Source organism: Bradyrhizobium sp. USDA 4452 (assembly GCF_054063575.1).
Window position 1 is genome coordinate 4,520,089 of sequence record NZ_JBSSGK010000001.1, and the last position, 11,816, is coordinate 4,531,904.

Genomic DNA, 11,816 nt, shown 5'->3' on the forward strand with positions numbered 1-11,816 from the left:
GCGGGCCGGCGCCGGGTTTTAGCCCTCGCCGCATCTGGAGGAACGCCCGCTCCCAGGTCTTGAAGGCGATATTTTCGTTATCAGGCTCCAATCAATTCAAACGTACCGAACGTGCAGTTTTGCTGCCGGCCCGCTGTTGCACCTCCTGCAATGAGCGGTCGTCAGGGTTTGCGGAACCCTGACACTTCACGCGCGGTGCGCCCATCAACCCGAACGGCCGGCAAGATCCCGCACTGGAGAACAAATGGCTTCGAATACTGTGTCTTCCTATACCCCGACCCGCGACGACTTCGCGGCGATGCTTGATGAGTCCTTTGCCGGCGGCAATTTGCAGGAAAGCTCGGTCATCAAGGGCAAGGTGGTTGCAATTGAGAAGGACATGGCCGTCATCGACGTCGGCCTGAAGACCGAAGGCCGCGTCGCGCTGCGCGAATTCGCCGGCCCCGGCCGTGAAAGCGATCTGAAAGTCGGCGACGAAGTCGAGGTGTTCCTCGACCGGATCGAGAATGCGCTCGGCGAAGCCGTGCTGTCGCGCGACAAGGCACGCCGCGAGGAGAGCTGGGGCAAGCTCGAGAAGGCGTTCCAGAACAACGAAAAGGTCAACGGCGTCATCTTCAACCAGGTCAAGGGCGGCTTCACGGTCGACCTCGACGGTGCGGTGGCCTTCCTGCCGCGCTCGCAGGTCGACATTCGTCCGATCCGCGACGTTGCGCCGCTGATGAACAACTCGCAGCCGTTCCAGATCCTCAAGATGGACCGCCGCCGCGGCAACATCGTGGTGTCGCGCCGCACGGTTCTCGAAGAGACCCGCGCCGAGCAGCGCCAGGAGCTGGTGCAGAACCTCGAAGAGGGTCAGGTGATCGACGGTGTGGTCAAGAACATCACCGACTACGGTGCGTTCGTTGATCTCGGCGGCATCGACGGCCTGCTCCACGTGACCGATATCGCCTGGCGCCGCGTCAACCACCCGACCGAGGTGCTGACCATCGGCCAGACCGTGAAGGTCAAGATCATCAAGATCAACCACGAGACCCACCGCATCTCGCTGGGCATGAAGCAGCTGCTGGATGATCCGTGGCAGGGCATCGAAGCCAAGTACCCGTTGGGTGCCCGCTTCACCGGCCGCGTCACCAACATCACTGACTACGGCGCGTTCGTCGAGCTCGAGCCGGGCATCGAAGGCCTGATCCACGTCTCCGAGATGTCGTGGACCAAGAAGAACATGCACCCCGGCAAGATCGTTTCGACCTCGCAGGAAGTCGAAGTGCAGGTGCTCGAAGTGGATTCGGTCAAGCGCCGCATCTCGCTCGGTCTCAAGCAGACCATGCGCAATCCCTGGGAAGTCTTCGTCGAGAAGTTCCCGGTCGGTTCGGTGGTGGAGGGCGAGGTCAAGAACAAGACCGAGTTCGGTCTGTTCCTCGGCCTCGAGGGCGACGTCGACGGCATGGTCCACCTCTCCGACCTCGACTGGAAGCTTCCGGGCGAGCAGGTCATCGACAACTTCAAGAAGGGCGACATGGTCAAGGCCGTGGTGCTCGATGTCGATGTCGAGAAGGAGCGCATCTCGCTCGGCGTCAAGCAGCTCGAAGGCGACCCCTTCGCCGAGCCGGGCGACGTCAAGAAGGGCGCGGTCGTGACCTGCGAAGTGCTCGAAGTGAAGGAGAGCGGCATCGAGGTCCGGATTTCGGGCACCGAGTTCACCACCTTCATCAAGCGGTCCGAGCTGGCCCGCGATCGCAACGACCAGCGCGCCGAACGCTTTGCCGTCGGCGAGAAGGTCGATGCCCGCGTCATCCAGTTCGACAAGAAGGCCCGCAAGGTGCAGGTCTCGATCAAGGCGCTGGAAGTTGCCGAAGAGAAGGAAGCCATCGCGCAGTACGGCTCCTCCGATTCGGGAGCGACGCTCGGCGACATCCTCGGCACCGCGCTGAAGAACCGCGGCACCGACAAGTAAGCACCCGTCTCGTTGAGGCGAACATCGGGGCCCCGGCGAAAAGCCGGGGCCCTTTTGTTTTGGGAATGCCCGTAGCCCGGATGGAGCGCAGCGAAATCCGGGGTCTTGCATCCGCGGGTGAAGCGCTCCCGGATTGCGCTTCGCTTCATCCGGGCTACAGGTACCTCCAAAGACGGAGCCTTGTTTTCTTCATATTGCGTCGCAATTGATGTATTTGGCTAAGCTGATAGTGACGCTGCGACGGCAAAACGCGCGGATTGCGCGCTGACTGTTTCTGGAGAGATCGGATGTCGCTGGATTCTGACGTGATCGTCGACCGCCGCCGGATCAGGCGCAAGCTGACGTTCTGGCGCCTCGCCGCTGCGGTCATTGCGATCGCCGCCATCGTCGGCGTGGGTGTGATCGCCGCCGGCGGACGCGGCAGCTTCTCGACGTCGAACACGATCGCGCGGATCAATATCGACGGCCTGATCCGCAGTGACCAGGAGCGCGTCGAGGCGCTGGAGCGGCTCGGCAAATCGAGCTATGCGGCGGTTGTCGTGCACATCAATTCGCCCGGCGGCACCACCGCGGGCTCCGAGCAGCTCTACGACTCGCTGATGCAGTTGAAGGCGAAGAAGCCGCTCGTCGTCGTGGTCGAGGGCCTGGCGGCCTCGGGCGGTTACATCACGGCGATCGCCTCCGACCATATCGTCGCCCAGCAGACCTCGCTGGTCGGCTCGATCGGCGTGCTCTTCCAGTTTCCCAACGTGTCCGAGTTGCTCAAGACCGTCGGCGTGAAGATGGAGGAAATCAAATCCTCGCCGCTGAAGGCGGCGCCCAACGGCTTTGAGCCGACCAGCCCGGAGGCCCGCGCTGCGATCGACGGCCTGGTCAAGGATTCCTATGCATGGTTCCGTGGATTGGTGAAGGAGCGGCGCGGCATGGATGACGGCCTGCTGGAGAAGGTCGCGGATGGCCGCGTCTTCACCGGCCGGCAGGCGGTCGATCTCAAGCTGATCGATCAGCTCGGGGACGAAAAGACCGCGATCGCCTGGCTGGTCGCGGAGAAGAAGGTCAAAAGCGACCTGCCGGTGCGCAATTACAAGCTCAATCCGCGATTCAGCGACCTGACCTTCCTGCGCACCGCAGCATCGATGACGCTCGATGCGTTTGGCCTTGGCGGCATCGCGCGACGGATCGAGCAGGGCGGTGTCGCTCAGGCGGTCGACCGGTTCGGACTCGACGGCATGCTGGCGCTGTGGACTCCCGGAGGAACCGATTAGAGCGTTTTCGAGCGAAGTGGGCGCCGGTTCGCGTGAAGAAAACGCGTCAAAGCAAAAATCCCGAGCTGCGTTCCGATTCAATCGGAACGGGGCTCCATCGGGAGCGAAAGGCGTGTTGATCAGGGTATTCCCGCTCTGCGGGAATCGCCGCATGCCCCAATTGGGTTATTTGTCACGCGAATTCACGGCGTCCTAAATCGATTTAGCGTCTTGACAGTGCACGGCATTTTCACGGAAATGGGTTTCCGCAAGAGCCCGGATCCCACTTTCGATGATCAAATCCGAACTTGTTCAGCGCATCGCCGAGCACAACCCGCACCTCTATCAGCGGGATGTCGAGAACATTGTGAATGCGATTCTCGATGAAATCGTCGCGGCGCTGGCGCGTGGCGACCGCGTCGAGTTGCGCGGTTTTGGCGCTTTCTCGGTGAAGCATCGCCCGGCGCGTGCCGGCCGCAATCCGCGCACCGGCGAGCATGTGCCGGTCGATCAGAAGAGCGTGCCGTTCTTCAAGACCGGCAAGGAAATGCGCGAGCGTCTCAATCGCGACGAGACTGCGGCGGGCGGCTCCAAGGTCGACGCGCCCAAGGCCGATGCGTAACAAGGCTGGCGCTTAACGCGCGACGTCGAGCGTTGCCGTGCTGCGGGCGAGGTGCCCGTACCTTCTCCATCGTTGCGAGAGATGGTCATGCGAAAGTTCTTCACGGCAGTCTTCGTCGTTCCGCTCGGACTGATTTTCATCATCTTCGCCGTCGCCAATCGTCACTGGGTGACGGTGTCGTTCGATCCCTTCAACTCTGTGACGCCGACGGTTGCGGTCACACTGCCGCTGTTCGTCGTCATCATCGCCTCTGCCATATTGGGTGTGATCGCGGGCGGCATCGGAACCTGGTTCAAGCAAGGGCGCTGGCGCCGTGCCGCCCGGCAGCACGAGGCGGACGCCCGCCACGTCCGCGCAGAGCTGGCTGACCTTCGGGCGGCGGCCTCCCGGGACGACGCGCAGCGCCGTTCGGCCCCGGCCCAGCTGGGCTTTTACGGGCCCAATGGGCGAGACAAGCAGGGCGCGACGTTGTAGAACCCGCCCCGTCGGATCGGTACAGCCCTGTTCCGGACGCCCGAAAACCCGTTTTGAGACCCGTTTCGAGACCATGCCCCTGCTCGTCAAAATCTGCGGCCTGTCCACGCGCGAGACGCTCGACGTCGCGCTTGAGGGCGGCGCCGACATGGTGGGGTTCGTGTTCTTCCCGCCGTCGCCGCGCCATATCAGCCTCCAGACCGCGCGCGAGCTGGGCGGCCGCGCCAAGGGCCGCGCCGTCAAGGTTGCGCTGACCGTCGATGCCGACGACGCGACGCTGGAAAACATCATCGAGACGCTGCGGCCGGACATTCTGCAATTGCACGGCAAGGAGACCACCGCGCGGCTGCGCGACATCAAGCAGAAGTTCGGCCTGCCGCTGATGAAGGCGCTGCCGGTCGAGACCGCAGCCGACCTCGCGCCGCTGCCGGGCTATGCCAGCGTCGCCGACCGTATCCTGTTCGATGCGCGCGCGCCGAAGGATGCGACGCGGCCGGGCGGTCTCGGCGCGCCCTTTGACTGGCACGTGCTGGAAAATCTCGATCTCGCGCTGCCCTATATGGTCTCCGGCGGGCTCAACGCCGATAACGTCGCCGAGGCTGTCCGCGTCACCCGCGCCGGCGGGGTTGACGTGTCATCGGGCGTCGAGCGCACGCCCGGCGTCAAGGATCCCGAGCTGATCCGCGCCTTCATCCGCGCCGCACGCGCAACCCAAAGTACGACCCAAGAACTGATGGTTCGATGAATCCAAACCTGCCCAATTCCTTCCGCAGCGGCCCCGACGAGCGCGGGCATTTCGGCATTTTCGGCGGACGCTTCGTCGCGGAAACGCTGATGCCGCTGATCCTCGATCTCGAAAAGGCCTATGCCGACGCCAAGGCGGATCCGGCGTTCCAGGCCGAGATGAACGTCTATCTGAAGGACTACGTCGGCCGGCCCTCGCCGCTGTATTTCGCCGAGCGGCTCACCGAGCATCTCGGCGGCGCCAAGATCTATCTGAAGCGCGAGGAGCTCAACCACACCGGTTCGCACAAGGTCAACAACGTGCTCGGCCAGATCATGGTCGCGCGCCGGATGGGCAAGAAGCGCATCATCGCCGAGACCGGCGCCGGCCAGCACGGCGTGGCGACGGCGACGCTATGCGCGCGCTTCGGGCTCGAATGCGTGGTCTATATGGGCGCGGTCGACGTCGAGCGGCAGCAGCCCAACGTGATCCGCATGGAGATGCTTGGCGCCAAGGTCGTCCCGGTGCAGTCGGGCGCGCGCACGCTGAAGGACGCGATGAACGACGCGCTGCGCGATTGGGTCACCAACGTGCACAACACCTTCTACTGCATCGGCACGGTGGCGGGTCCGCACCCCTATCCGATGATGGTGCGCGACTTCCAGTCGATCATCGGCCACGAGACGCGCACGCAGATGCAGGAGGCCGAGGGCCGCCTGCCGGACTCGCTGATCGCCTGCATCGGCGGCGGCTCCAATGCGATGGGCCTCTTCCATCCGTTCCTCGATGATCCCTCGGTCGAGATTTTCGGCGTCGAGGCGGCCGGTCACGGGCTGACGCAGTTGCATGCCGCTTCGCTCGCCGGCGGGCGGCCCGGCGTGCTGCACGGCAACCGCACCTATCTTTTGATGGACGCCGACGGCCAGATCGAGGAAGCGCATTCGATCTCGGCCGGCCTCGATTATCCCGGCATCGGCCCCGAGCATGCCTGGCTGCATGACACCGGCCGCGTCAAATATCTCTCCGCCACCGACGAGGAAGCGCTGGCCGCATTCCAGCTGCTGTCGCGGCTGGAGGGCATCATCCCGGCGCTGGAATCCGCGCACGCGATCGCGAAACTGTCCGAGCTCGCGCCGCAGCGGCCGAAGGATCACCTGATGGTGGTCAACCTCTCAGGCCGCGGCGACAAGGACGTGCCGCAGGTCGGCGACATCTTGAAGGCGAGGCAGAAGTGACCACCCGTATCGACGCACGTTTCGCCGAGCTGAAGCAGCAGGGCCGCTCCGCCTTCGTCACTTTCGTGATGGCCGGCGATCCCGACGCAAAAACCTCGCTCGACATCCTCAAGGCGCTGCCGAAGGCCGGCGCCGACGTCATCGAGATCGGCATGCCGTTCACCGATCCGATGGCCGATGGCCCGTCGATCCAGGCCGCCGGCCTGCGCGCGCTCAAGGGCGGCATGACCTTGCGCAAGACGCTGGCGATGGTCCGCGACTTCCGCAAGGAGGACAACGCGACGCCGATCGTGCTGATGGGCTACTACAATCCGATCTACATCTACGGCGTCGACAGCTTCCTGGCCGATGCCAAGACGGCCGGCGTCGATGGCTTGATCATCGTCGACCTGCCGCCGGAGGAAGACACCGAGCTCTGCATCCCCGCGATGAAGGCCGGACTGAACTTCATTCGCCTCGCGACGCCGACCACCGACGACAAGCGCCTGCCCGCGGTGCTCGCGAATACCTCGGGCTTTGTCTATTACGTCTCGATCACCGGCATCACCGGCGCTGCGACGGCCGATTCGAACGCGGTCGCGGAAGCGGTTGCCCGCATCAAGCGCCACACCAAGCTGCCGGTCTGTGTCGGCTTCGGCATCCGCACCCCGGAAACGGCACGTGCGATTGCCGAGAACGCCAATGGCGCCGTGGTCGGCACCGCGATCGTCGATGTGGTGCGGGCCAATCTCGATGCCGAGGGCCGCGCGACGCCGAAGACCGTGAGCGCGGTGGCGGACCTGGTGTCCGCGCTGGCACAGGGGGTCCGGGGCGCCAAGCAGGCCGCTGAATAAGCCACATTTTGCGGCAACAAGGCCGCAGACGGCGGCTTGCCGGGTTCGCCCGGCCCGCCATATATCCAGCTGGTGCGGGAGCGACCCGCATTTCGGAGCGAACCATGAACTGGCTCACCAACGTCGTCCGGCCGAAGATTCGCAACATCCTGCGGCGCGAGACGCCGGAAAACCTCTGGATCAAGTGCCCGGATTCCGGCCAGCTCGTGTTCTACAAGGACGTCGAGGCGAACCAGTTCGTGATCCCCGGCTCGAACTACCACATGCGCATGGGCGCGGTGGCGCGGCTGAAGTCGATCTTCGATAACGAGACCTGGTTCGACGTCGCGCTGCCCGAGGTCGTCGCCGACCCGCTCAAATTCCGCGACGAGCGCAAATATATCGACAAGATCAGGGATGCGCGGAGCAAGACCGGCCTGAACGACGCGGTCAAGGTCGGTTACGGCAAGCTGGAAGGCACCGGCGTCGTGGTCGCGGTACAGGATTTCGATTTCATGGGCGGCTCGCTCGGCATGGCCGCAGGCGAGGCGATCGTGCGCGGGCTCGAACTCGCGGTCGAGAAGAAGTCGCCCTTCATCGTATTCGCCGCGTCCGGCGGCGCACGGATGCAGGAAGGCATACTCTCGCTGATGCAGATGCCGCGCACCACGGTCGGCGTGCAGATGCTGCGCGAGGCGCGGCAGCCCTATATCGTCGTACTGACCAATCCGACCACCGGCGGCGTCACCGCTTCCTATGCGATGCTCGGCGACGTCCAGATCGCCGAACCCGGTGCGCTGATCGGTTTTGCCGGCGCGCGGGTGATCGAGCAGACCATTCGCGAGAAGCTGCCGGAAGGTTTTCAGCGCGCCGAATATCTGCGCGAGCACGGCATGGTCGACATGGTCGTGCACCGCCATGACATGAAGGCCACGCTGGCGCGGTTGTGTCGCCTGCTCACCAAGGCGCCGGCGCTCGAAACCGCGTCCAAGCCCACGGTCGCCGTCACCGAGCCGGCCCAGATCGTCACGGCACCGGAGACGGTGCCGGCTGCGCCGCACGCGTGACCGCAAGCGCCGCCCCATCGCGACCCTCGTTCGAGGCGTTGATCGCGCGGATATCGGCGCTGCATCCGAAGCACATCGATCTCAGCCTCGATCGCATGCGCGGCCTGATGGAGCGGCTCGATCATCCTGAGCGCAAGCTGCCGCCGGTGATCCATGTCGCCGGCACCAACGGCAAGGGCTCGACGATCGCCTATCTGCGCGCGATCCTCGAGGCCGCCGGCCTGCGCGTGCACGTCTTCACCTCGCCCTATCTGGTGCGGCTCAACGAATGCTACCGGCTGGGCGCCGCAGGCGGCGGCAAGCTCGTCGGTGACGACGAGCTGCGCACCACGTTCGAGCATTGCGAGCGCATCAACGCCGGCCATCCCATCACCATCTTCGAGATGGAGACGGCGGTCGCTTTCTGCCTGTTCGCGAAGCATCCGGCCGACGTCGCGTTGCTCGAGGTCGGCCTCGGCGGCCGCCTCGATTCCACCAACGTGGTCGAGACGCCGCTCGCTTCGGTGATCGCGCCGGTCAGTATGGATCACATGGAATTCCTTGGCGATACGCTGGCTCTGATCGCCGGCGAGAAGGCCGCGATCATCAAGCGCAAGGTGCCGGTGGTCTGCGCCGAGCAAGCGCCGGATGCGATGGCGGTGATCGAGGCGGAGGCGAACCGCATGCGCGCGCCGCTGCATGCGGCCGGCCAGCAATGGCATGTCGGCGTCGAGCGCGGCCGGCTGGTCTATCAGGACGAGCACGGCCTGATGGATCTTGCTGCGCCAAAACTGTTCGGCCGGCACCAGTTCGACAATGCGGGCCTTGCGATCGCGACCTTGCGTGCGATCGGCACCTTCAGGCTCAACATCGCGGCCTATGAGGCCGGCATCGTCAGCGCGGAATGGCCGGCGCGGATGCAGCGGCTGGTCGCAGGCAGCCTCGCCTGCCAGGGACCGCAGGGCTCCGAGGTCTGGCTCGACGGCGGCCACAATGCCGAGGGCGGCCGCGTCGCGGCGGCAGCGCTCGGCGATCTTGAGGAGCGCGTGTCGCGGCCGCTGGTCGTGATCGCTGGCATGATGGCCAACAAGGATGCCAACGCCTTCCTCGCCAATTTCGCCGGACTGACGCGCCATATCATCGCAGTCCCGGTGCCTGGCCGCGACAACGGCATGGCGCCGGACAAGCTCGCCGACGCCGCGCGTGCGCTCGGCATGCGGGTCGAGATCGCATCCGGTGTCGACGCCGCGCTGCAACGGCTCGCCACGCTGGCCTATGAGGTGCCGCCGCGTATCCTGATCACCGGCTCGCTGTACCTTGCCGGCCCGGTGCTTGCCGCCAACGGCACGCCTCCTGCATGAGGTCGGCGTCGTAGCCCGGATGGAGCGCAGCGAAATCCGGGACGGCTCGATCCGTGGTAGCAGGACCCCGGATTGCGCTTCGCTCCATCCGGGCTACGGGAGGACAACACATCATGCGTTTTGCTGCGATCGCCGACATCCACGGCAACCATCTCGCTCTTGAAGCTGTCCTGTCGGACATTCGCGCGCAAGGGATTTCCGAGATCATCGATCTCGGCGACATGGTGAGCGGGCCACTCGACGCCCGTCCGACCATCGATATGCTGATGGCACTCGACGCGGTTCATCTGCTCGGCAATCACGACCGCTATCTGATCGACCGCCCGCACGAGAAGATGGGCTCATGGGAGCGGCTGACCTACACCCAGCTCGAGCCGCGACATCTCGACTGGTTGCGCACGCTGCCGGCGAACGCGGTCTATCGCGACGCGGTGTTCCTCTGTCACGCCACGCCGCAGGACGACGACACTTATTGGCTTGAGACCGTGCTGCCGGGCGGCGAAGTCCTGATGTCGTCGCTGGAATCGATCGAGGCGAGGGCGGCCGGCGTGACGCAATCGCTGATTCTCTGCGCACACACACATACCGCGCGCGCGGTGCGGCTTCGCGACGGGCGGCTGATCGTCAATCCCGGCAGCGTCGGCTCGCCCGGCTATAGCGCCGGCAAGCCGTATCCGCATGTCGTCGAAGCCGGTTCGCCCGCTGCGCGCTACGCCGTTCTCGAACAGGTCGACGGCAACTGGGACGTCACCTTCCGTCACATCCCGTACGACCACGCAGCGATGGCGGCGCTGGCGCGGCGCAATGGTCAGGCCGAACTCGCCTCGGCGCTGGCAACGGGGTGGATACGCTGACGGAGCTATGCCTTCAACAGCTTCATCGGATCGGCGGCCTTCTGCTTCAGCTGGTCGAGCGTACATTGTTTCGGCGCCTTGTCCGGCCGCCAGCGAAGGATCGAGGTGCCGTGGCGGAAACGATCGCCGCTGAAATGGTCGTAGCAGACCTCGATCACGAGTTTGGGCCGCAGCGGGCACCATTGTGCCGAGCGCTCGGTCGACCACCGGCTCGGGCCGCCCGGCGCATTTCCGGTAAAGCCCGGCTTGGCGATCAACGGCTCGAGGCGATCCGTGAGCGCCGGCTTGTCCTGCTGCTTGATCGCCGAGGTGAAGCCCACATGGTGCAGCAGGCCGTCGTGATCGTAGAGGCCGAGCAGCAGTGAACCCACCACCTTGCGGCCGTCGATTTTGTTCGTGGCATAGCGAAAGCCGCCGACCACACAATCGGCGCTTCTGAATTTCTTGATCTTCTGCATGCCGTCGCGGTTGCCGGCCTGATAGGGCAGATCCAGGCGCTTGGCGATGACGCCGTCGAAGCCGCCGCCCGACCGCGCCAGCCACTTCTTCGCGAGCAGATAACTTGGCGTCGCCGGTGAGAGGCGAAAGCTGGAGTTCGATTTCAACTGCGACCGGGCGAACGTTTCGAGCTTCGGCCGCCGCTCGCTCAACGGTCGTCTCGATAGCTGCTTCGCGCTCGGGCAGGCCAACAGGTCGAACACCAGGAACAAGGCCGGGGTCTCCCGCGCGAGCCGCTTCACGCGGCTGACGGCAGGATGGATGCGCTGCAGGAGGTTATCAAAGGAAAACGTCCGGCCATGCGGCACCACGATCTCGCCGTCGAGTACGAAGCCCTTGGCCTTCACTTCTTGTGCTGCAACGACGAGCTCGGGAAAATAACGGCTGAGATCCTCGCCGGATTTCGAGCGCAGATCGACTTTGTTGCCGTCGCGTCTCAGCAGGCAGCGGAAGCCGTCCCATTTGGGCTCGTACTGCCATTGCTCGCCCCGGGGAATGTCAGCCACCGAACGCGCTTCCATGGCAGCAAGCCGAGCCGCTCCGGACGGGGGCTTATGACGCGAGGACGGCAAGCGCTGGGACCTTTCGAGGCAACACACGTCATGCCAACGCAAACGGCCGGCGAATCCGCCGGCCGTGCTCAAAATTATTTAATCAGGAGAACCGGATCAGACCGCAGCGGTGATCCACTGCTGCAGCTTGGCCTTCGGCGCGGCACCGACCTGACGGGAGGCCATCTCGCCGCCCTTGAAGATCATCAGGGTCGGGATCGACATCACGCCGTACTTCGACGCGGTCTTCGGGCTCTCGTCGACGTTGAGCTTCACGATCTTGACCTTGTCGCCCATCGCGCCGGAAATCTCATCGAGAGCGGGTGCGATCATGCGGCACGGGCCGCACCATTCGGCCCAGAAGTCGACGACCACCGGCCCGGTCGCCTTGAGCACTTCGGCTTCGAAATCGGCGTCAGAAACCTTGCCAACGGCCATGTG

12 protein-coding genes are annotated in these 11,816 nt (G+C 64.7%); 10 read left to right on the forward strand and 2 right to left on the reverse strand.

Annotation, left to right across the window (positions count from 1 at the left end; genetic code table 11):
* Positions 1–244 precede the first annotated feature (244 nt).
* From rpsA to ACVISU_RS21775, 10 genes are all read left to right on the forward strand, one after another.
* Complete coding sequence (rpsA, locus tag ACVISU_RS21730; protein ID WP_050404279.1) at positions 245–1,954, forward strand: 30S ribosomal protein S1; 1,710 nt, start codon at positions 245–247, stop codon at positions 1,952–1,954.
* 287 nt (positions 1,955–2,241) lie between these two features.
* Entirely contained in the window at positions 2,242–3,219 is a 978-nt protein-coding gene (gene sppA / locus ACVISU_RS21735) for a signal peptide peptidase SppA (RefSeq protein ID WP_456708258.1), read from the forward strand.
* Positions 3,220–3,490: 271 nt separating this feature from the next.
* Positions 3,491–3,820: an integration host factor subunit beta gene (locus tag ACVISU_RS21740; protein WP_050404277.1), complete on the forward strand. Its 330-nt coding sequence runs from the start codon at positions 3,491–3,493 to the stop codon at positions 3,818–3,820.
* Between the two features lie 87 nt (positions 3,821–3,907).
* Positions 3,908–4,294: a LapA family protein gene (locus ACVISU_RS21745; RefSeq protein ID WP_456708259.1), complete on the forward strand. Its 387-nt coding sequence runs from the start codon at positions 3,908–3,910 to the stop codon at positions 4,292–4,294.
* 73 nt (positions 4,295–4,367) lie between these two features.
* Positions 4,368–5,039, forward strand: a complete 672-nt coding sequence (locus ACVISU_RS21750) for a phosphoribosylanthranilate isomerase (protein WP_456708260.1) — start codon at positions 4,368–4,370, stop codon at positions 5,037–5,039.
* Complete coding sequence (gene trpB, locus ACVISU_RS21755) at positions 5,036–6,253, forward strand: tryptophan synthase subunit beta (protein ID WP_456708261.1); 1,218 nt, start codon at positions 5,036–5,038, stop codon at positions 6,251–6,253. The genes ACVISU_RS21750 and trpB overlap by 4 nt, the downstream gene beginning before the upstream one ends.
* On the forward strand, positions 6,250–7,086 hold the full coding sequence (trpA, locus tag ACVISU_RS21760) for a tryptophan synthase subunit alpha (RefSeq protein WP_050425713.1): 837 nt from the start codon (positions 6,250–6,252) through the stop codon (positions 7,084–7,086). Before trpB ends, trpA begins: the two co-directional genes overlap by 4 nt.
* Positions 7,087–7,190: 104 nt before the next feature.
* On the forward strand, positions 7,191–8,132 hold the full coding sequence (accD, locus tag ACVISU_RS21765) for an acetyl-CoA carboxylase, carboxyltransferase subunit beta (protein WP_456708262.1): 942 nt from the start codon (positions 7,191–7,193) through the stop codon (positions 8,130–8,132).
* A 95-nt stretch (positions 8,133–8,227) separates the two neighbouring features.
* Positions 8,228–9,472 (forward strand): bifunctional folylpolyglutamate synthase/dihydrofolate synthase, encoded by a 1,245-nt coding sequence (locus tag ACVISU_RS21770; protein WP_456710873.1) that lies wholly within the window; start codon positions 8,228–8,230, stop codon positions 9,470–9,472.
* Positions 9,473–9,585: 113 nt separating this feature from the next.
* Positions 9,586–10,326 (forward strand): metallophosphoesterase family protein, encoded by a 741-nt coding sequence (locus ACVISU_RS21775; protein ID WP_456708263.1) that lies wholly within the window; start codon positions 9,586–9,588, stop codon positions 10,324–10,326.
* 5 nt (positions 10,327–10,331) lie between these two features.
* Here ACVISU_RS21775 and ACVISU_RS21780 read toward each other — a convergent pair whose 3' ends face one another.
* Together ACVISU_RS21780 and trxA are read right to left on the reverse strand one after the other, a co-directional pair.
* On the reverse strand, positions 10,332–11,345 hold the full coding sequence (locus ACVISU_RS21780) for an ATP-dependent DNA ligase (protein ID WP_456708264.1): 1,014 nt from the start codon (positions 11,343–11,345) through the stop codon (positions 10,332–10,334).
* A gap of 147 nt (positions 11,346–11,492) precedes the next feature.
* Positions 11,493–11,813, reverse strand: coding sequence for a thioredoxin (gene trxA / locus ACVISU_RS21785; RefSeq protein ID WP_016847387.1), 321 nt, complete (start codon positions 11,811–11,813; stop codon positions 11,493–11,495).
* Positions 11,814–11,816: the final 3 nt, after the last annotated feature.

What these genes read in the sequence shown, in the direction of transcription:
- rpsA (WP_050404279.1), top strand. Translation starts at nt 245, where the DNA reads ATGGCTTCGAATACTGTGTCTTCCTATACCCCGACCCGCGACGACTTC.
- sppA (WP_456708258.1), top strand. Translation starts at nt 2,242, where the DNA reads ATGTCGCTGGATTCTGACGTGATCGTCGACCGCCGCCGGATCAGGCGC.
- ACVISU_RS21740 (WP_050404277.1), top strand. Translation starts at nt 3,491, where the DNA reads ATGATCAAATCCGAACTTGTTCAGCGCATCGCCGAGCACAACCCGCAC.
- ACVISU_RS21745 (WP_456708259.1), top strand. Translation starts at nt 3,908, where the DNA reads ATGCGAAAGTTCTTCACGGCAGTCTTCGTCGTTCCGCTCGGACTGATT.
- ACVISU_RS21750 (WP_456708260.1), top strand. Translation starts at nt 4,368, where the DNA reads ATGCCCCTGCTCGTCAAAATCTGCGGCCTGTCCACGCGCGAGACGCTC.
- trpB (WP_456708261.1), top strand. Translation starts at nt 5,036, where the DNA reads ATGAATCCAAACCTGCCCAATTCCTTCCGCAGCGGCCCCGACGAGCGC.
- accD (WP_456708262.1), top strand. Translation starts at nt 7,191, where the DNA reads ATGAACTGGCTCACCAACGTCGTCCGGCCGAAGATTCGCAACATCCTG.
- ACVISU_RS21770 (WP_456710873.1), top strand. Translation starts at nt 8,228, where the DNA reads ATGCGCGGCCTGATGGAGCGGCTCGATCATCCTGAGCGCAAGCTGCCG.
- ACVISU_RS21775 (WP_456708263.1), top strand. Translation starts at nt 9,586, where the DNA reads ATGCGTTTTGCTGCGATCGCCGACATCCACGGCAACCATCTCGCTCTT.
- ACVISU_RS21780 (WP_456708264.1), bottom strand. Translation starts at nt 11,345, where the DNA reads ATGGAAGCGCGTTCGGTGGCTGACATTCCCCGGGGCGAGCAATGGCAG.
- trxA (WP_016847387.1), bottom strand. Translation starts at nt 11,813, where the DNA reads ATGGCCGTTGGCAAGGTTTCTGACGCCGATTTCGAAGCCGAAGTGCTC.